Raw genomic sequence first — 19524 nt, forward strand, 5'->3', positions numbered from 1 at the left:
ACGCCGAGAGCAGCGAAAAGCCCTCCCACCGGCGATGGGAGGGCTCTTCACGGCCGGCGCGCCCCCGGTGAAAACCGTGCGGCGGCACAGGACCCAGGGTGCGGCGTCACAGCTCGGGCGGGGTGATGACGACCTCCACCCGCTGGAACTCCTTCAGCTCGGTGTACCCGGCGGTGGCCATGGCGCGGCGCAGCGCCCCGATGAGGTTCATCGACCCGTCGGCGACATGGGACGGCCCGAACAGGATCTGCTCCAGCGTCCCGATCGTGCCGACCTCCAGCCGGGTGCCGCGGGGCACCTCGCCGTGGTGGGCCTCGCTGCCCCAGTGGTAGCCGCGGCCGGGCGCCTCGGTGGCCCGGGCGAACGGCGAGCCGATCATCACCGCGTCGCTGCCGCAGGCGAACGCCTTGGCGATGTCGCCGCTGTTGGTCATGCCGCCGTCGGCGATGACGTGCACGTACCGGCCGCCGGACTCATCCAGGTAGTCGCGGCGGGCCGCGGCCACGTCGGCGACCGCGGTGGCCATCGGCACCGCCACCCCCAGCACGGTGCGGGTGGTGTGCCCGGAGCCGCCGCCGAAGCCGACCAGCACCCCGGCCGCGCCGGTGCGCATCAGGTGCAGCGCCGCGGTGTAGGTGGAGCAGCCGCCCACGATCACCGGGACGTCCAGGTCGTAGATGAACTGCTTGAGGTTCAGCGGCTCGGCCCGGCTGGAGACGTGCTCGGCCGACACCGTGGTGCCGCGGATGACGAACAGGTCCACCCCGGCGTCGATCACCGCCTTGTGGAACTGCGCGGTGCGCTGCGGCGACAGCCGGGCCGCCACGGTCACCCCGGCCCGGCGGATCTCCTCGATCCGCCGGCCGATCAGCTCCTCTTTGATCGGCTCGGAGTAGACCTCCTGCAGCCGCCGGGTGGCGGTCACATCGTCCAGCAGCGTGATCTCGGCCAACAGCGGCTCGGGGTCCTCATAGCGGGTCCACAGCCCCTCCAGGTCCAGCACCGCCAGTCCGCCCAGCTTGCCTATGGCGATCGCGGTGGCCGGGCTGACCACGCTGTCCATCGGCGCCGCCACCAGCGGCACCTCGAACCGGTAGGCGTCGATCTGCCAGGCGACGCTGACCTCCTCCGGGTCGCGCGTCCGCCGGGACGGCACGATGCCGATCTCGTCGAACGCATACGCCCGGCGGCCGCTCTTGCCCCGCCCGATCTCAAGCGTGTTCATGGCGCTCGCTCCGCTCGCGCGGCGAGCGGGCCGCGATGCGCGCCTTCCGGCCCGGCGGCGGTGCGGACCGCTTTGCGGTCGTCACCGTTCCTTCGGCCCGGATGCGCGCAGGCCCGCCCGCGATGGTCTTCAAGGACGTGTCGGCTCCAGGCCCGGGGTCTGCCGGACATCGGGCCTGGAGCATCATCTCAGCCGGGGGCCGCCCCGCCCGGGCCGGCCCGCCGCTGCTATGACCTGCGCTGGTAGTTGGGGGCCTCCACGGTCATCTGCACGTCGTGGGGGTGGCTCTCCTTGAGGCCGGCCGTGGTGATCTGCATCAACTGGCCCCGCTCCTGCAGCTCGGGGATGGTGCGGGTGCCGGCGTACCACATGGCCTGGTGCAGGCCGCCGACCAGCTGGTGGGCGACCGCGGCCAGCGGGCCGCGGTAGGGCACCTGCCCTTCGATGCCCTCGGGGATCAGCTTCTCCTCGCTGGTGACGTCGCCCTGCTGGTAGCGGTCCTTGGAGTAGGACTTGCCGCGCTCGCGGTTGCGCATGGCGCCCAGCGAGCCCATGCCCCGGTAGGACTTGTACTGCTTGCCGTGGACGAAGATCAGCTCGCCCGGGCTCTCCTCCACCCCGGCCAGCAGGCTGCCCAGCATCACGCTGGAGGCGCCGGCGGCGATGGCCTTGGCGATGTCGCCGGAGTACTGCAGGCCGCCGTCGCCGATCACCGGCACCCCGGCCGGCAGCGCGGCGCGGGAGGCCTCGTAGATCGCGGTGATCTGGGGGACGCCGACGCCCGCGATGACCCGGGTGGTGCAGATGGAGCCGGGGCCGACCCCGACCTTGACGCCGTCGGCGCCGGCGTCGATCAGCGCCTGGGCGCCGGCGCGGGTGGCCACGTTGCCGCCGATCACGTCCACGCCCCGGCAGTTGGCCTTGATCTTGGCGATGGTGTCCAGCACGCCCTTGGAGTGGCCCTGGGCCACGTCCACCACGATGACGTCGACACCCGCCTCGACCAGCGCCTGGGCGCGGGCGATGCCCTCTTCCCCGACGCCCACCGCGGCGCCGACCACCAGCCGGCCGTCGGCGTCCTTGGTGGCCCTGGGGTATTGCTCGCTTTTGACGAAGTCTTTGACGGTGATCAGCCCGCGCAGCCGGCCGGCGTCGTCGATCAGCGGCAGTTTCTCGATCTTGTTCTGGGCCAGCAGCCGGAACGCCTCCTCCTTGGAGACGTCCACCGGCGCGGTGATCAGCGGCATCGGGGTCATGACCTCGCGCACCGGCCGCGTCGGGTCGCTTTCAAAGCGGGTGTCGCGGTTGGTGACGATGCCCACCAGCACGCCCTCGGCGTCCACCACCGGGACCCCGGAGATCCGGAAGCGGGAGCACAACTGCTCCACATCGGCCAGGGTGTCGTCCGGGGAGCAGGTGACCGGCTTGGTGATCATGCCGTTCTCCGAGCGCTTGACCATGTCGGCCTGCTCGGCCTGCTCCTCGATCGACAGGTTGCGGTGCAGGATGCCGATGCCGCCCTGGCGGGCCATGGCGATGGCCATGCGGGCCTCGGTCACCGTGTCCATCGCCGCCGAGACCAGGGGGATGCGCAAGGTGATGTTGCGGCTGAGCCGCGTGGTGGTGTCGACCTCGCCCGGCTGGAGATCGGAGTAGGCCGGCACCAGCAGAACATCGTCGAACGTCAGCCCCGGAGGGAGGAACTTGTCGGGTTCCGCGGCGGGATTCATGGCTGCCTTCCCGGTCGTCGATTGGCCACAGGCGGTCTGTTGCGGCCCGGACACGGCGGTGTCCCCCCATCGTAGGGCGTGCCCGTCAAGGTCACTTGCCGGTGCGCGCACGCCCGCCACCGGGGACTATGCGAGAAACAACACACCACGCCGTCGGGAAAATCCCGGCATCCGGTGTCTTGCACAAGGTTGTGCCCGCGGGTTGACCACCTGCTCGTTGTGCGCAGTAGCGTGGGATTGTGCACGATGACGTCCCGCTCGACCCGTTCGCCGGCGACCCCAACGACCCGGCCGCAGCGCTCGGCGACCTCAGCGAGGAGATCACTCCGCTGAGCATGAGCGAACGCGAGGACGTGCTGGCCGACCTCGCCGACCTGGAGGTCTTCCGCGCGCTGCTGGAGCCGCTGGGGGTCCGCGGCCTGACCGTGGACTGCGGCGACTGCGGCAAGCAGCACTACATCGACTGGGACCTGCTGCACGGCAACCTGCGCCACCTGCTGGAGGAAGGGCTGCCGCGGGTGCACGAGCCCGCGCTGTCGCCCGACCCGGTCGACTATGTCAGCTGGGAGTACGCCCGCGGTTACGTGGACGGCGTGATCGACAGCGAGGAGGGCCGGAACAACCCCTGAGGGGGTCCGGTCAGGTCTCCTCGGGCAGGCCGCCGTCGGTTTCATCGGCCTGTGGCGGGGCCGCCGGCCGCTCCTCCGTATTGTCTGGAACCGGCTCCGATGGGTCGAGGCGGTCCTGGTCGGCGTGTGGTTCGCCCGGCTCGGGATCGGCGAAGGGCAGGAGGTCCTGACGCGGCTTGGGCGCGTCGCCCCCCGGCGCCTCCGGCTGCGCCCTGGGGGCTCGCCGCTCGCCGGACCCGCGCCGGTCCTCTCCCGCCCGGTCCTTGGGGAGTCGGTCTTCGTGGGGCTCGACGCGCAGGTCCGGCATGGGAGTGCGGAACGGCAGGGAACGCATCGGCCCGCCGTCGGCGGCGAGGACCGTGATGACGCCCTCGGCCGGGCGGGCGGTGTCCGGCCGTTCCCGGACCAGCCGGATCCGGGCGTGCGCCGCGGGTTCGCCGGCGGCCAGTTCTCCGGCGCCCGGTGCGCTTCCCGGCTGCTCGGCCGGCCCGTCCTGGGCGACGGCGACCCCGGTGGTGGCCAGCACCCCGGTCAGCAGCGGGCCGACGACGCCGAGCAGGACGACCTTGCGCGGCCCCCGCCGCGGTCCGGGATAGGCGGCGGTGCCGTCCCCCTCGGCGGGGACGGGCCGCATGCGCCCGCCCGATCCGGGCCGCCGCTTTCCCGGGCGCGTGCTCTGCTGCGCCGGCGGCGCCGGCCGGCGCGGCAGGGACGGGTCGAAGGCTCCGGCGTCCACATCGGCGATCAGGGCCCGCAGCAGGGCGACGGCCGGGTCCGCCGGGTCGGCGGCGCCGGAGTCGGGCAGCGCGTCGCGGGCGGCCAGCGCCTCCACGATCGCGTCGCTGCGGCGCACCGCGGCCAGATCCCAGCACGCGGCCGTCGGACGGCCGGGACCGGCGGCGGCCGCACCGGCGGCACCGGTGGGAACCGAGGCGTCCTCGCTCCGCTCTGTCAAGCGCCCGACTCCTCACTGGCCATCGCCCGGAGCCGGGCCAGGGCCCGGTGCTGGGCGACCCGTACCGCTCCCGCCGTCATGCCCAGCACATTACCGGTCTCCTCGGCCGACAGCCCCGCCACCACTCGCAGCAGCACCAGTTCGCGCTGGTGCTCGGGCAGCCGGGTGAGCAGGTCGCGGGCGCGTTCGGCCTCGCTGTAGCGGACCACCGTCTCCTCTGGACCGGGACGGTCGTCGGGGCCGTCCGGCAGGTCCTCGGTGGGCACCGCCGACCGCACCGCGCTGCGCAGCGCGTCGGCGATCTTGTGCGAGGCGATGCCGAAGACGAAGGACGCGAAAGGACGTCCCATGTCGCGATATCGGGGCAGGGCCGACAACACCGCGATACAGACTTCCTGGGCCACGTCGTCGGCGATGTGATAGTGCCCGGATATGCGCCCCAAACGGGCCCGGCAATAACGCACCACCATCGGCCGCACCTGACTGAGCAATACCTCGATCGCCCCGGGATCGCCCTGCACGGCCAGCGCGGTCAGATCTCCCAGATCCCCCTCATCGGAGGGCGCCGTCGCATGCAAGGCCCGGGCTTCGCTCGTCATCGCACGTCCCCCCGCTCCGATAGCCCCCGCGTCGTGTTCCCGGCGAAGCATCCCTCGGTCACGTAGAGCATGATGCCCAGCGCGGTCGGACATGTCTCCACTGTGCAAGACAACGGAATGGTCACAGTGCGCGGGCCCCCCGCCTAATATCACAAAACGCAATGATTCCATCCCGTAGGGTAATCTCTTTTGGTGCGGGATGGCCGCCGAACGGTCCGCATCGGCCCTCTCCACCCGTTGTGACCGGCAGAAGCCCGGCTTGAAAAGGCGCCGCCCGTCGCCGTTTCTCCGGTATTTCCGAAACAGTCTTCCGACACTTCGCCCGGTCGCGGGCTTTTCGGCCGAGGAGCACAGGAAATTCTTTTTCAGTCCGCTGCGCCCCGCCCGGGCCGCGCCGGTTCCACAGCCGTGATCACCCACCTGACCTGCGGAAACGGGACCAGCGCGGCACGCAAGGGGCCGGGCCGCCGCAAATCAGAAACCTCACCAAAAAAGGAATCCCCGCCGCAGTCGGCGGGGATCCCCTGCGAACCGGTTGCATCCTCCCTGCTCAGGCGGCCTGCCGCCGCCGGAGCGGAGGGTCAGTGGCCGTGGCCGTGACCGTGGCCGTGACCCGCGGCGGGCTCCTCCTCCTCGGGCTTTTCGACCACCAGGGCCTCGGTGCTCAGCAGCATGCCGGCGATCGAGGCGGCGTTGGTGACGGCCGAGCGGGTGACCTTCACCGGGTCGATGACGCCCTGGGCCACCAGGTCGCCGTACTCGCCGGTGGCGGCGTTGTAGCCGTGGCCGACGGGCAGCTCGGCCACCTTGGCCGTCACGACGTAACCCTCCTGGCCGGCGTTCTCGGCGATCCAGCGGGCCGGCTCCACCAGGGCGCGGCGCAGCGCCTCGGCGCCGGTGGCCTCGTCGCCGGACAGCCCCAGCGTCTCGAAGCCCTCCTTGGAGACGTGCACCAGCGCGCTGCCGCCGCCGGCGACGATGCCCTCTTCGATGGCGGCGCGGGTGGCGGAGATGGCGTCCTCCAGGCGGTGCTTCTTCTCCTTCAGCTCCACCTCGGTGGCGGCGCCCACGCGCAGCACGCACACCCCGCCGGCCAGCTTGGCCAGCCGCTCCTGCAGCTTCTCGCGGTCCCAGTCCGAGTCGCTCTGCTCGATCTCGACCTTGATCTGGCGGATGCGGTCCTCGACGTCCTTGGGGTCGCCGGCGCCGTCGACGATGGTGGTGGTGTCCTTGGTGACGGTGACCCGGCGGGCCCGGCCCAGCTCCTCCAGGCCGATGGAGTCCAGCTTCAGGCCCAGCGCCTCGCTGATCACCTGGCCGCCGGTCAGCACCGCCATGTCGGCCAGCATCGCCTTGCGGCGGTCGCCGAAGCCGGGGGCCTTGACCGCGGCCGACACGAAGGTGCCGCGGATCTTGTTGGCCACCAGCAGCGCCAGCGCCTCGCCCTCGACGTCCTCGGCGATCACCAGCAGCGGCTTCTTGGTCTGGGCGACCTTCTCGGCGATCGGCAGCAGGTCCTGGACGTTGGAGATCTTGCCCTCGTGGATCAGCACGTAGGCGTCCTCCAGGACGGCCTCCATGCGCTCGGGGTCGGTCACCATGTGCGGCGACAGGTACCCCTTGTCGAACTGCAGACCCTCGGTGAACTCCAGCTCCAGGCCCATGGTGTGGGACTCCTCGACGGTGATCACACCGTCCTTGCCCACCTTCTCAAAAGCCTCGGCGATCAGCTCACCGATCTTGCGGTCCTGCGCGGAGATCGTCGCGACGTGGGCGATCTCCTCCCGCTCGCCGACCTCGCGGGCGGACTTGAGCAGCTGCTCGGAGACGTGGGCGGCGGCGGCGTCGATGCCGCGCTTGAGCGCCATCGGCGAGGCGCCGGCGGCCACGTTGCGCAGCCCCTCGCGCACCAGCGCCTGGGCCAGCACGGTGGCGGTGGTGGTGCCGTCACCGGCCACATCGTTGGTCTTGGTCGCCACTTCCTTGGCGAGCTGGGCGCCCAGGTTCTCGTAGGGGTCCTCCAGCTCCACCTCGCGGGCGATGGTGACACCGTCGTTGGTGATGGTCGGCGCACCGAACTTCTTGTCGATGACGACGTTGCGGCCGCGCGGGCCGATCGTCACCTTGACCGCGTCGGCGAGGGCGTTGACGCCGCGTTCCAGGGCGCGCCGCGCGTCCTCGTCGAACTCCAAGATCTTGGCCATGGAAAATTACGTCCTCTCCTGCGTCGAACCTTTTCCCTCACCCGGCCCATGCGCTGGCGGCCTTGGCCGGCGGGCGCCCGCGGGGATTTCGAAACGCACCGCCGGCGGCCGAAGCACGCCGCCGGCCGCGAAGACAAAGTGCCGGAAAAGGTTCACCGCCCCGGCCGCCCACGGGTCGATGCGAGGACGATCCCCACATCCCCGAAAGCTCCCCAAGGCACCCGATGCGCAATGGCGGACGGTGCGGGAGCCCCTGGCCGGCCGGGGCGGTGCATGGCGTTCAGCTGTGGCTTGAAATTACTTCTCGACGATCGCCAGCACGTCGCGGGCGGACAGCACGAGGTACTCCTCGTTGTTGTACTTGACCTCGGTGCCGCCGTACTTGCTGTAGAGGACGACGTCCCCGACCTTCACATCCAGCGGGACGCGGTTGCCCTTGTCGTCGACCCGGCCCGGGCCCACCGCCAGAACGGTGCCCTCCTGCGGCTTCTCCTTGGCCGTGTCGGGGATCACCAGGCCCGACGCGGTGGTGGTCTCGGCCTCAAGCGGCTGGACGACGATGCGGTCCTCGAGCGGCTTGAGAACAACCTTGGTGGCGGTCGTCACGATCTGACCTCCCCTTCGATGGTCCTCGACCGGCCATGAGCAGGGCCGATCGCACTGTGACAGAAGAGGCGACCTGGGACCGGCCTGTCGTCGCGGGTGCCAGACCGACCTTGTCGCATGATTGGCACTCTCAGGGTCCGAGTGCCAGTCATGGAGATTATGCCGTCCCCCTGACCTCGTCAACACAGGCGGGTTTGCGGTCACCGCACCGTCGCTTGCGGCTCGCAAGGCCGTCGGCCTGCCTTCTTCTCCTCGCCGTTTTCCCCGCCGTCCACACCCGCTGATCTGGAAAACCTTCCCGGCGCCCGGTGGGCGCGCCCCGTCGCATCAGTAGGGTCCGGGTGTGGATGTGGCGATATTCCGGCGGCTGCTGGAGGAGACCGGGCAGCGGGTGCTGGCCGAGGCGGCGCAGGCCGATCTGAGCACCACCGCACTGGTGGCGACCGCCTCCCGGCTGCGGGAGCGGTACCCGGCCGAGCTGGTGTCGGCGGCGCTCACCCAGGCGCGGCTGCGGGCCCGGGCGCACGAGAAGTTCGGCGCGGACGCCGCCCGCATGTACTTCACCCCGGCGGGCCTGGAGCAGGCCACCCGGGCGTGCGTGGCCGAGTACCGGGCGCGCCGGTTCGCCGACCGGCTGGGCGGCGGGCCGGTGCTGGACCTGGGCTGCGGCATCGGCGCCGACCTGATCGCCCGGGCCCGGGCCGGGTGCGCAGGCGTCGGCGTGGAGCGCGACCCGCTGACGGTGGAGGTGGCGCGGGCGAATCTGACGGCGCTCGGGCTGGCGGAGCGGGCCTTCGTGCGGCACGGGGATGCGACCGAGGCGGACCCCGCGGGGTTCGCCGCGGTGTTCGCCGACCCCGGACGCCGCACTCTGCGCGGCCGGGTGTTCGACCCCTCCTGTTATGAACCGCCGCTGGATGCGGTGCTGGATCTGGCCGGGCGGGCCCCGGCCGGGTGCGTCAAGGTGGCGCCGGGCATCCCGCACCAGGCCATCCCGCAGGAGGCGGAGGCGGAGTGGATCTCGGTCGGCGGCGACGTCAAGGAGGCGGCGCTGTGGACGGGGGCGCTGGCGGGACGGGCGCGGCGCCGGGCCACGCTGCTGGACGGGCGCGGCGGGGTGTGGACGCTGGCGGCGGCGCGGGATCCGGCGACCGCGCCGGTGCGGGAGTGGGGACGGTACCTGTACGAACCGGACGGGGCGGTGATCTGCGCCCATCTGGTGGCCGAGGTGGCGGCGGCGCTCGGCGGCGGGCTGGCCGATGCGCGCATCGCCTACATCACCGGTGACGACCTGGTCGCCACGCCGTTCGCCACCGCCTATGAGATAGAAGAGGTGCTGCCGTTCTCGGTCAAGCGGCTGCGGGCCGTGCTGCGCCGGCGGCGGGTCGGGACGCTGACCATCAAAAAGCGCGGATCGGCGGTGGACGTGCAGCGGCTGCGCCGGGAGCTGGGCTTTGCCGGCGGGGGCGGCCGGCGCGATGGGGAGGAGCTGACGCTGGTGCTCACCCGCGTGGGCGACTCCCCGGTGGCCCTGCTGACGCATCGACGGCCGCTGGACGTTTCGGCGAGCGGCCCGGCCGGAAGCGCCTGAGAACGGACGTTTCCACTTCTCCGGATACCGAATGGCATCCGCGAATTATGTCCGACAATCACCGGTCATGCCTGATCAATAACCGGGGCGACACGCCGGTCCCGTGAATTTTGCAACGTTCCTTCTCCACAAAATCACTCCCAATACCATTCGGAATCCGTTTTGATGGACCCCGTGACTCGTTCCCAGGCATCCGGAGCACCGGTGGAGGCGGTCTGCCCGCCCCCCGATGAGGCCACCCTGCGCTGGGTGGAGCAGTGCCTCGGCCCGGGTTCCAAGGTCAAGATGGTCCGCCCGCTGACCGGGGGCACGCGCCACGCCAACCACGCGCTGCTGGTGGAGAGCCGCTCCGGCCATCCGCACCGGCTGGTGCTGCGCCGCTGGACCCTTCCCGACCAGACCGCCGGGCAGGAGTTCTCTCCCGAACGGGAGATCGCCGCGCTGGCGCTGCTGGCCGGCTGCCGGCTGCCCACCCCGGAACTGGTGGCCGCAGACCCCGCCGGGGCCTACTGCGACGCCCCGGCGCTGCTGGTCACCCGGCTGATCGGCCATCCGCCCAACCCGGGGACCGAGGAGCTGTCGGAATACCTCATCCAGATGTCGGCCGCGCTGCTGGGGGTGCACTCGCTCAGCGGCGCCGCCACGATGCCGCCCTACCTGCCCTACAACCGGCTGCGGGAACGGGTGCCGCCCGCCCACGCCACCCGCCCCGAACTGTGGGAGCAGGCGTTCGAGCTGGCCGCCCGCCCCGCCCCGGAGGCCAGGCCGCACTTCATCCACCGCGACTACCAGCCGGACAACACGCTGTGGTCCTATGGGCGGCTGACCGGCGTCGTCGACTGGTCCAGCGCCTCCTACGGGCCGATCGGGGTCGACATCGCGCAGATGCGCTGCAGCCTGGCGCTGCGCTACGGCCTTTCGGCCGCCGACGCCTTCCTGGACTCCTTCGACCGGGTCAGCGGCGGCTACGTGCACGACCCCTACTGGGACCTGCGCAGCGTGCTGGACCTGCTGGCCCAGCCGGACGAGCGCCACCTCGGCCGGGCCTGCATCCCGCTGCTGGAGGCGCACCTGGCCGGTTCACTGGCCCGGCTGGGAGTGGCCGTCTGATCAAGGCCGCGTCCTACAGCCGGATCGTCTCCACCGGCAGCGCCGAGTCGGCGGGCAGGTCCAGCGCGGAAGGGGCGGCGCCGGCGGCCACCAGTTCGGCCCCCAGCGCGGCCACCATCGCCCCGTTGTCGGTGCACAGCCGCGGCCGCGGCACCCGCAGCCGCACCCCGGCGGCCTCGCAGCGCTCGGCGGCCAGCGCCCGCAGCCGGGAGTTGGCCGCCACCCCGCCGCCGATCAGCAGGTCCCGCACCCCGTGCTCGCGGCAGGCCGCCAGCGCCTTGGCGGTCAGCACGTCCACCACCGCCTCCTGGAAAGAGGCGGCCACATCGGCGACCGGCACCGGCCGCCCGTCCCGCTCGCGCGCCTCCACCCAGCGGGCCACCGCGGTCTTCAGCCCGGAGAAAGAGAAATCGTAGGTGCCGTCGTCGTACTTGCCGCGCGGGAAGGCGATGGCGTCCGGCCTGCCCTCCTTGGCCTTGCGGTCGATCAGCGGGCCGCCGGGAAAGCCCATCCCCAGCACCCGGGCGATCTTGTCGAAGGCCTCGCCGGCGGCGTCGTCCACGGTGGCGCCCAGCGGGTGCACCTCGGCGGCCACGTCGGGCACCAGCAGCAGGGACGAGTGCCCGCCGGAGACCAGCATGGCCACGCACGGCTTGGGCAGCGGCCCGTGCTCGAGCTGATCGACGGCGACGTGAGCGGCCAGGTGGTTCACCCCATACAGGGGCTTGCCCAGCGCCAGCGCGTACGCCTTGGCGGCGGCCACCCCGACCATCAGCGCCCCGGCCAGTCCCGGGCCGGCGGTCACCGCGATCGCGTCCACGTCCGAGAAGGCCACTCCGGCCTCCTCCAAAGCCCGTTCCACGGTGGGGCCCATGGCCTCCAGGTGGGCGCGGGAGGCCACCTCCGGCACCACGCCGCCGAAGCGGGCGTGCTCATCCACGCTGGAGGCGACGGCGTCGGCCAGCAGCGTGGTGCCGCGGACGATGCCCACCCCCGTCTCGTCGCAGGACGTCTCGATCCCCAGCACCAACGGCTCGGAGTCGCGGATCACCTGTCTCCTCACTTCGCGAAGCCGACCGGGTGGGCGCCCGCGCCGCCCCGGCGGCGGCGCATGACGATGGCGTCGGTTCCGGACGGCTGGTAGTAGCGTTTGCGGACCCCGATGCGCTCGAACCCGAACCGCTCATACAGGGCCTGGGCGCGGTCGTTGTCGACGCGCACCTCCAAGAAGACCTCCCGGCAGCCGCGCCGCTCGGCCTCGGCCAGCAGCTCGCCCAGCAGCGCCCGGCCCACGCCCCGCCCCTGGCGGTCGGCGCGCACCGCGATGGTCTGCACATCGCCCTGGTCCCCGGCGGCGGCCAGCCCGGCATAGCCGATGATCTCGCCGGAGTCGTCCTCGGCCACCACGTAGTGCCGGGTGTGCGGCTGGTGGCGCAGCTCATCGCGCAGCATCGACTCGCTCCAGGCGTCCTCGGGGAAGGTCGCCCGTTCCAGTTCCATGACGGCGGGCACGTCCGCCTCCGTCATGGCCCGCAGCGCGACGGTCATCGGGGGGTCACCCGCTTGCGGGGGCCGGGGGTCCTGGCGTCGGGGCGGCGCAGGTACAGCGGCTCGGGCGGCAGCAGCGGCGGCCCGTCCATGCCGGCCAGGCGGGTCACCGCGAGCTCGGCCAGCGCGGCGGCCGACGGCAGCAGCGGCTCGGCGTCGCCGGTGGCGCCCAGCTGGTCGGGGTAGAGCGCGGCGCCCTCGCCGATCACCGGCAGTTCTCCCGGTTCGATGCCCAGCTCGGCCGGCACCGCGGCCGGCGGTCCCACCGCCGGTTCGGTGGTGCGCACCCGCGCCGAGTCATAGCGCGCCCAGTAGACCTCCTTGCGGCGCGCGTCGGTGGCCACCACGAACGGCTTGTCCCGGCCGGAGGCCCAGGCGATGGCGTCCAGGGTGCAGACCCCGTGCACCGGGATCCGCAGCGCCCCGCCCAGTGCCCGCGCGGTCATCAGCCCCACCCGCAGCCCGGTGTAGGGGCCGGGTCCCACTCCCACGACCACGGCGCTGAGCTGGGCGGGGAGCACGCCCGCCTCCGCCAGCACCCCGGCGATCGAGGGGGTCAGCAGCTCCGCGTGACGGCGGGCGTCGACCGCCTCGGCGACGGCGCGCGGCAGCGGTCCCTCCCCGGGGACCCACTCATACAGCGCGACGGTGACCGCCGCGGTCGCGGTGTCGAAAGCCAGGACCAGCACGGCTTCAAAGCCTAGTGCAGCCGCATCAGGCCCCGGCCGGCTTCGCGCCCGCCCCCGTCAGCCGCCGCTGTCCAGCAGCTTCAGGGCGGCCTTGGCGGCCTCGACGGCGCCTTCGATGGCCGGGTCCTCGGCCAGCTCCTTGTCGCCGGTGCTGCCCGAGTAGTGCACGGTGATCAGGGTGTTGCCCTGCCGGACGTTGACGATCGCCTCACCGGAGTTCTGGGTGGAGTCGACCGCGTAGACCGCGTAGGCCTCCTCGCCCACACCCTCGATGGAGCGCTTTTCGGCCAGCCGCTGACCGGTCAGCAGGCCCTTGCCGGACTCGTCGGCGTCCCGCTCGTGCTGGAAGCGGCGGGTGGCCTCCTCCACCGCGTCGTTGCCGCCCGAGGGTGCGATGGCGCGCAGCTCGACGGTCAGCACTCGTTTCTTGCGCCCGGTGTAGACGCCCCACACGCACTGGTTCTGCCGGTCGCTGGTCTGGTAGGTGTCGGACTGGTTGCGGTCGGCGTTGGGGACCAGTTCGTCGGCGAGATCGTCGTCGATCGCCTGGCAGGCGTCGGGGACGAAGGTGCGTTCGCCGGTGCCAGGGGTGCCGGCCGAGGTGGCGGTGCCGCTGTTGGCCACGCCGCCGCTTTCCTGCCCGTCCCCGCCCATGCCCAGCACCAGGAAGACGGCCAGGATGCACACCACCACTCCGGTGGCGGCGCCCAGCAGGACCACGCCCAGCCGGCGGTGCGGCGGCCTGCTGTGCACGATCCGGTGGCTTCCGCTGCCGCCGCGCGGGTAGGAGCCGCTGCGGTAGGAACCGCTGCGCCGCTCGGCGGCGTACGAGCCGCTGTAGGAGCCGCTGCGCCGGCTCGCGGCATAGGAGCCGCTGCCCCGGTCGATCGTGTACTGGCCGCTGTGCCGTTCGGTCGCGTACGAGCCGCTGTAGGAGCCGCTGCGGCCGCTCGCCGCGTACTGGCCGCCGCCCGGCTCGGACGGGTACCCGCCGGTCGCGTAGGGGTCGGGCGAGTACCGGCCGCCCCGTCCGCTCACGGCATATGGGTCGCCGCCCCGGTTGACCGGGTACGGGCCGCTGCCATACCGGCCGTGCTCGTCGCGCAAATGCCCACCGGGCTGAGGACGCCCCGGATACGACGCACCGCGGCCAGGGGGCTCGCCGCCCTCACGCCCGCGGCCGTATCCGCCGCCGGCTCCAGGGGAGCCTTCACCGCCTGCGCGGTAGCTCCCGCTTCGATGGTTCCCACTCACCGGTTCTCACCCCTGGCTTGAGATATGTGTCACGAAGGTGAGGCTCGTACCGGCAAAGAGTAAGCCATATCACCGTAAAGCGGTTCAACGGCGGCAGCAGAAAAAACTTCGGCCTTCTTCGGACGCTACAACCTCTCCGGCAGCTCGGACCACCGGCTGCCAACGCCGGTGACCTTTACCTTCCGCTCCTCGCCGGAGGCGCCGTCGTTAACGATCAACACTTCGAGGCGTTCCTCGGAAAGATCCTCCACAAGCCCTTCGCCCCATTCCACCACCGTCACCGAGTCGGCCAGCGAGGTATCCAGGTCCAGATCGTCCAGCTCGGCGAAGCCGCCCAGCCGGTAGGCGTCCACATGGACCAGGGCCGGGCCGTCGCCGAGCGGAGGATGCACCCGGGCGATGACGAAGGTCGGCGAGGTGATCGCCCCGCGGACCTTCAGCCCTTCGCCGATGCCCTGGGTGAGGGTGGTCTTGCCCGCCCCCAGCCCGCCCGACAGCACCACCAGGTCACCGGCCCGCAGCAGCCCGGCCAGCCGTATTCCCAGCTCACGCATGTCGTCGGCGGTGGGCACGGACACGGTCACCGGCCCGCTCACCGCCTCCTTCGGCTCGCTCATGTGCGCTTCGTCTTCTCCATCCGCTCACCCGTGTCCCGGCCCGCCCGCCGCGCCGGGACATGCGGCTTTCGCCCGCCGGCGGCCGGCCCGCGCGCTTTCAGCCTAGGCCGCTTCGCGGCCTTTTCTTCCGGGGCCGAATCCCGGTTCGGGACGAGTCATGCGCCCCCTCCGGCGAACCGAGCCTTTTTCAACACGCCGTCTCCGCGGGCCGAGACGAGGACGTCGCAGCCGGCGGCGGACACCACCCCGGCTCCCGCCCCCGGTGTCCTGGGCCATGTGCGGAAAAAGGTTCACCGGGTCAGGCCGACCGTTCGGCGGCGAGCGGGCGGACCCGTTCGATCAGGCGACGCAGCGCTCCGGTCACCACTCCGGGGTATTCCAGCAGCAGCACATGCCCGGCCTCCGCCACCTCGACCAATTCGCAATCCGGCAGCGCCTCGGCCAGCCGGCGGCCGTGCGAGGCCGGAGTCAGATGATCGCGTCCGCCGACCATCACCAGCGCGGGCACCTTGCCGATCGTGGCGAGGGCCGCGCTCTTGTCATGGGACATCAGCGCCGGGTGGAACTCGGCGATCACATCGATGGGGGTCGCCCGAATCATCTTTTCCAGGAAATCCACCACCGAAGGGCTGATGTATTTGTCGGCGAAAGCCGTGCGGCGGGTCACCATGAACGCCAGGTCGGCGCCGAGCTCCCGGCCCCGTTCCACCAGGCGGGGACGGCGTCCCAGCCCCTGCAGCACCGGCGAGGCCAGCGGCTGCACCAGCCTGGCCACCGCCAGCGGCAGGCCGAGTGTCATCTCCGTCAGCCGCCCGTCGGAGGTGTTGATCAGCGCCACCCCCACGACCTGCCCGCCATTGAACAGCTCAGGGTGCCGGTCGGCCAGCGCCATGATCGACATGCCGCCCATGGAGTGCCCCACCAGCACCACCGGCTCGTTGGGGGCGGTCACGGCGCGCAGCACCGCGTGCAGGTCCTCGCCGGTCTGGTCGATGGTGGCGTGCGCAGGCCGGCTGCGCCCGGACCGGCCGTGGCTGCGCTGGTCCCAGAACACCAGCCGCAGCGGCGGCGTGCCGCCGGCGGAGCCGCTGCGGCCCAGGTCGCGCCGCTGGTAGTGCCACACGTCCTGGTTGAGCGTGTAGCCGTGGCAGAACACCACGGTCAGCTCGGCGCCCTCGCCGGGCCGCTCGTCGATCTCCACGTGCAGCGGCACCCCGTCGTCGGCCGGCACGGTCAGCGGCCGGCCGCGCAGCTGCCCGAACGGCTCACCGGCCTCCGGGTCGGGGTCGAAGCGGCGGCGGCCGACGATGAAATGGCGCAGGCCGACCGCCGCGCCGAGCCCGGCGGCGCCGAGCCCGGCCAGGCCGAGCCGGCGTTTGCTCCTGCTATCCATGCGCGGTCCCTCCAGGCGGCCAAGCCTCTTTCACCTCACCGTCCGCGCAGGTCGGGAAAGGGTCCGCCGAACCCTTGGCAACACGCCGTCCGCGCAGGCCGGCACCGGGGACGCCGCCCGGGCTCCCGTCCCCGGCGGCGCGGGCCACGTGCTGCAAAAGGTTCACTGCCACCTCGCCCCCGAATAGACCCGGGGCACCCGCGTCCCGATCCGCGTGACGATCTCGTAGCTGATCGTGCCGAGCGCCTGCGCCCACTCCTGGGCGGTGGGCTCGCCGTGATCGCCGGGGCCGAACAGCAGCACCTCCTCCCCGGGGGAGGCCGTATCGTCGCCGAGGTCGATCACGAACTGGTCCATGCAGACCCGGCCGGCGATCCGGCGGCGCCGCCCGCCCGCCAGCACCTCCAGCAGGCTGGAGCCGTGCCGGGGCACGCCGTCGCCGTACCCGGCGGCCACCAGCCCCAGCGTGGTCTCCCGCTCGGTCACATAGGTGTGGCCGTAGGACACGCCGCTGCCGGCGGGCACCCGCTTGACCGCGGCCAGCTCGGCGACCAGCGTCATCGCCGGGCGCAGCCCGAAGGTCCCCATCTGGGGAACGGGGGTCAGCCCATAGATCGCGATGCCCGGCCGGACCAGGTCGTAGCGGGCCTCGGGCAGCGTCAGCGTCGCCGCCGAGTTGGACAGGTGCCGCACCTGCGGGCGCACCCCGGCCTTCTCGGCGTACTCGACGGCCTCCTTGAAGACGGCCAGCTGCCGGGCGATCGAGGGATGCCCTGGCTCGTCGGCGCAGGCCAGGTGGGACATCACCCCCACCACGCGCAGGTGCCCGGCGGCCTGGGCGGCCAGCGCCGCCTCCACCGTGGCCGGCCAGTCGGCCATGGTGGCGCCGCCGCGCGACATGCCGGTGTCGGCCTTCAGGTGCACCCGGGCGGGCCGTCCGGCGCGCTCGGCCGCCTCGGCGAGCCGGCGGGCCTGCCAGCCCGAGCCCGCGGTCAGGTCCACCCCCGCGGCCACCGCCTCCTCGAACGGCTCACCGCGGGTGGCCATCACCACCAGCACCGGGACGGTGATCCCGGCGGCGCGCAGCCGCAGCGCCTCGGCCACCCGGGCGACGCCGAGCCAGCCGGCCCCGCCCTCCAGCGCCGCGCGCGCCGCCTCCACCAGGCCGTGCCCGTACCCTTCGGCCTTGACCATGGCCATGGTCTCGGCCCCGCCCGCCCGCTCGCGCAGCAGCGCCACGTTGGCGCGGATGGCATCCAGGTCCACCCGTGCCTGTACCGGCTCCCTCATGCCACCCAAGTCTGCCGTCCCCCGACCGTCGCCGCCGGGCGCTCGCGGCTTTCCACCCCGCGGAGCGTCCCGTAAAAGAGCAGGTCAAGACAGGGTACGGAAAGCGTCGGGCAAGGCGGTAACGACATCGTGGGCGCCGATGGGCGCCTGGCCGGTGCGCGCGCCGGACCCGGCGGCCGAGGCGGCCAGCCGTCCGGCCAGGCCGTGCAGGTAGGCGCCGGCCGTGGCGGCCTCCAGGGCGGTCATGCCGCCCGCCAGCAGCGCCCCGATCAGGCCGGAGAGCACATCCCCGGTGCCGGCGGTGGCCAGCCAGGGGGTGCCGGTGGGATTGACCCGCACCGGCCGGTCCTGCTCGGCGATCAGCGTGGTGGAGCCCTTGAGCAGCACCGTGGCCGACAGCTCGGCCGCCGCCCGCCGCACGTGCTCCAGCCGCCGCGCCTCGATCTCCTCCCGGCGGGCGTCCCGTCCCAGCAGCCTGGCCAGCTCCCCGGCGTGCGGGGTCAAGACGGTGGGGGCCTGGCGGCGCAGCAGGTCGCGGCGGCGGGCCAGCACGGTCAGGCCGTCGGCGTCCACCAGCACCGGCAGCTCGGTCCGCAGCACCGCCTCCACCAGCGCCTCGGCGCCCCGGTCGGTGCCCAGCCCGGGGCCGACCACCCACGCCTGGACCCGGCCCACCTTCTCCAGTGCCGCGGGGGTGCGTTCGATGATCGTGGTGACGGCCTCCGGCCAGCGCTGCCGGACCAGTTCCACCGGGCGCGGCACGGAGGCGAAGCGCACCATGCCGGCCCCGCCGCGCACCGCCCCGCCCACGCACAGCACCGCGGCGCCGGTGTAGCGCTCGCTGCCGGCCACGATGCCCACCACACCGCGCCGGTACTTGTCGGATTCGGGGGACGGCAGTGGGATGTGCAGGTCCTCGGGCCAGACCGCGACGACGTCGGGGTCGGGCAGGTCGGCGCCCAGCCCGATGTCGATCAGCTCGACGGTGCCGCAGCGGGCGGCGCCGGGGTCGATGAGCAGGCCGGGTTTGCAGGTCCCGAACGTCACGGTCACATCGGCGCGGACGGCCGCCCCGTCCACCCGTCCGGTCCCGGCGTCCACGCCGCTGGGCACGTCGCAGGCCACCACGATCGCGTCGGTGTCCTCGGTGAGGCGGGCCAGCGCGGCATACGGTTCGCGCAGCGCGCCCGTGCCGCCGATGCCGGTCAGCCCGTCGATCACCAGATCGGCGTGCCGGACGGCCGGTTCGGCCCGGTCGGCCGGCAGCACCCGCCCGCCGGCCTCGCGCAGCGCGGCCAGTCCCTGCGGGTGCGCCTTGGAACCGGCCAGCACGGCCTCCACGCGGGCGCCGCGGCGGGCCAGGCGGGCCCCGGCGTACAGGGCGTCGCCGCCGTTGTCGCCGCCGCCGACCAGCAGCACCACGTGTGCGCCGTACACCCGCGGCAGCAGCCGGCAGCAGACGGCGGCCAGCCCGGCCGCGGCCCGCTGCATCAGCGTGCCCTCCGGCAGGCGGGCCATCAGGGCCTGTTCGGCCGCCCGGACCTTGCCGACCTCATGCGCGTATCTCATGCTTCCCCACCGTGCCGGACTTCCCGCACCGCCTCGGCGATCACGATGGCGGTGGCGATGCCCCCGTCGTGGCTGAGCGAGACGTGCCAGCGGCCGACGCCGAGCCGGTGGGCGGCGGCGGCCACGGTGTCCCGGACGTGGAGGGTGGGCCGGCCGTCGGGGGCCCGGCGGATCTCCGCGTCCGTCCACCGCAGCCCGCCGGGCGCGCCGAGCGCCTTGGCCAGCGCCTCCTTGGCGGCGAACCGGGCGGCCAGTGAGCGCACCGCCATCGGCTGCTCGGCCTCGGTGAACAACCGGGCCCGCAGCCCGGGAGTGCGCCGCAGCGACTGCTCGAACCGGGCGATGTCGACGACGTCGATGCCCACACCCACGATCACTTACCCAAGACTGCCATGCATCCGTCCGGCCGGTGGGCGGTCCGGCCGAGCCGGCCGGAAAACCGGACAGCGGGCCCGCCGGCGTCCGGCAAAGCACACGGCGCCCCGCAATACCATCAATATGGAGATAACGCCTGG

Annotated in this window: 18 protein-coding genes; 3 read left to right on the forward strand and 15 right to left on the reverse strand. The window is 72.8% G+C overall.

The genetic code is table 11. The features are described 5' to 3' along the window. Positions 1-106: 106 nt before the first annotated feature. On the reverse strand, positions 107-1225 hold the full coding sequence (locus TCUR_RS20875; RefSeq protein ID WP_012854562.1) for a GuaB3 family IMP dehydrogenase-related protein: 1119 nt from the start codon (positions 1223-1225) through the stop codon (positions 107-109). Between the two features lie 227 nt (positions 1226-1452). Further along, on the reverse strand, positions 1453-2955 hold the full coding sequence (gene guaB, locus TCUR_RS20880; RefSeq protein WP_012854563.1) for an IMP dehydrogenase: 1503 nt from the start codon (positions 2953-2955) through the stop codon (positions 1453-1455). 239 nt (positions 2956-3194) lie between these two features. Between guaB and TCUR_RS20885 the strand changes: the two genes are divergently transcribed. Beyond that, positions 3195-3584: a DUF5319 domain-containing protein gene (locus tag TCUR_RS20885; protein ID WP_012854564.1), complete on the forward strand. Its 390-nt coding sequence runs from the start codon at positions 3195-3197 to the stop codon at positions 3582-3584. Positions 3585-3594: 10 nt separating this feature from the next. Here the strand turns inward: TCUR_RS20885 and TCUR_RS20890 are convergent, their stop codons facing one another. From TCUR_RS20890 to groES, 4 genes are all read right to left on the reverse strand, one after another. Further along, positions 3595-4539 (reverse strand): chromosomal replication initiator protein DnaA, encoded by a 945-nt coding sequence (locus TCUR_RS20890; protein ID WP_012854565.1) that lies wholly within the window; start codon positions 4537-4539, stop codon positions 3595-3597. Next, positions 4536-5138, reverse strand: a complete 603-nt coding sequence (locus TCUR_RS20895) for a sigma-70 family RNA polymerase sigma factor (RefSeq protein ID WP_012854566.1) — start codon at positions 5136-5138, stop codon at positions 4536-4538. Before TCUR_RS20895 ends, TCUR_RS20890 begins: the two co-directional genes overlap by 4 nt. 581 nt (positions 5139-5719) lie before the next feature. Beyond that, positions 5720-7342, reverse strand: a complete 1623-nt coding sequence (gene groL / locus TCUR_RS20900) for a chaperonin GroEL (RefSeq protein ID WP_012854567.1) — start codon at positions 7340-7342, stop codon at positions 5720-5722. Positions 7343-7639: 297 nt separating this feature from the next. Then, positions 7640-7948: a co-chaperone GroES gene (gene groES, locus TCUR_RS20905; RefSeq protein WP_012854568.1), complete on the reverse strand. Its 309-nt coding sequence runs from the start codon at positions 7946-7948 to the stop codon at positions 7640-7642. Positions 7949-8291: 343 nt separating this feature from the next. On the opposite strand from groES, the gene TCUR_RS20910 reads away from it, so the two are divergent. Both TCUR_RS20910 and TCUR_RS20915 read left to right on the forward strand, forming a co-directional pair. After that, positions 8292-9539: a class I SAM-dependent methyltransferase gene (locus tag TCUR_RS20910; protein ID WP_012854569.1), complete on the forward strand. Its 1248-nt coding sequence runs from the start codon at positions 8292-8294 to the stop codon at positions 9537-9539. Between the two features lie 165 nt (positions 9540-9704). Continuing rightward, positions 9705-10649, forward strand: coding sequence for a phosphotransferase family protein (locus TCUR_RS20915; RefSeq protein WP_012854570.1), 945 nt, complete (start codon positions 9705-9707; stop codon positions 10647-10649). 13 nt (positions 10650-10662) lie between these two features. Here the strand turns inward: TCUR_RS20915 and tsaD are convergent, their stop codons facing one another. From tsaD to TCUR_RS20960, 9 genes are all read right to left on the reverse strand, one after another. Further along, positions 10663-11700, reverse strand: a complete 1038-nt coding sequence (tsaD, locus tag TCUR_RS20920) for a tRNA (adenosine(37)-N6)-threonylcarbamoyltransferase complex transferase subunit TsaD (RefSeq protein WP_012854571.1) — start codon at positions 11698-11700, stop codon at positions 10663-10665. A gap of 8 nt (positions 11701-11708) precedes the next feature. After that, positions 11709-12197 carry a ribosomal protein S18-alanine N-acetyltransferase gene (gene rimI / locus TCUR_RS20925; protein WP_012854572.1) on the reverse strand — a complete coding sequence of 163 codons (489 nt, stop codon included), beginning with the start codon at positions 12195-12197 and terminating at the stop codon, positions 11709-11711. Beyond that, on the reverse strand, positions 12194-12886 hold the full coding sequence (tsaB, locus tag TCUR_RS20930; protein ID WP_012854573.1) for a tRNA (adenosine(37)-N6)-threonylcarbamoyltransferase complex dimerization subunit type 1 TsaB: 693 nt from the start codon (positions 12884-12886) through the stop codon (positions 12194-12196). The genes rimI and tsaB overlap by 4 nt, the downstream gene beginning before the upstream one ends. Positions 12887-12943: 57 nt before the next feature. Then, on the reverse strand, positions 12944-13924 hold the full coding sequence (locus tag TCUR_RS20935) for a hypothetical protein (RefSeq protein ID WP_148233074.1): 981 nt from the start codon (positions 13922-13924) through the stop codon (positions 12944-12946). A 341-nt stretch (positions 13925-14265) separates the two neighbouring features. Further along, on the reverse strand, positions 14266-14757 hold the full coding sequence (tsaE, locus tag TCUR_RS20940; RefSeq protein WP_012854575.1) for a tRNA (adenosine(37)-N6)-threonylcarbamoyltransferase complex ATPase subunit type 1 TsaE: 492 nt from the start codon (positions 14755-14757) through the stop codon (positions 14266-14268). Between the two features lie 298 nt (positions 14758-15055). Further along, positions 15056-16150 (reverse strand): alpha/beta fold hydrolase, encoded by a 1095-nt coding sequence (locus TCUR_RS20945; protein WP_012854576.1) that lies wholly within the window; start codon positions 16148-16150, stop codon positions 15056-15058. 162 nt (positions 16151-16312) lie between these two features. Continuing rightward, positions 16313-17440 (reverse strand): alanine racemase, encoded by a 1128-nt coding sequence (alr, locus tag TCUR_RS20950; RefSeq protein WP_012854577.1) that lies wholly within the window; start codon positions 17438-17440, stop codon positions 16313-16315. A gap of 84 nt (positions 17441-17524) precedes the next feature. Continuing rightward, positions 17525-19009: a bifunctional ADP-dependent NAD(P)H-hydrate dehydratase/NAD(P)H-hydrate epimerase gene (locus TCUR_RS20955; protein ID WP_012854578.1), complete on the reverse strand. Its 1485-nt coding sequence runs from the start codon at positions 19007-19009 to the stop codon at positions 17525-17527. After that, the gene (locus tag TCUR_RS20960; RefSeq protein ID WP_012854579.1) at positions 19006-19386 is read right to left on the reverse strand and encodes a holo-ACP synthase; all 381 of its coding nucleotides are present in this window, start codon (positions 19384-19386) and stop codon (positions 19006-19008) included. The genes TCUR_RS20955 and TCUR_RS20960 overlap by 4 nt, the downstream gene beginning before the upstream one ends. Between the last annotated feature and the right edge of the window lie 138 nt (positions 19387-19524).

The sequence above is a fragment of the Thermomonospora curvata DSM 43183 genome, from assembly GCF_000024385.1.
Taxonomy (GTDB): domain Bacteria; phylum Actinomycetota; class Actinomycetes; order Streptosporangiales; family Streptosporangiaceae; genus Thermomonospora; species Thermomonospora curvata.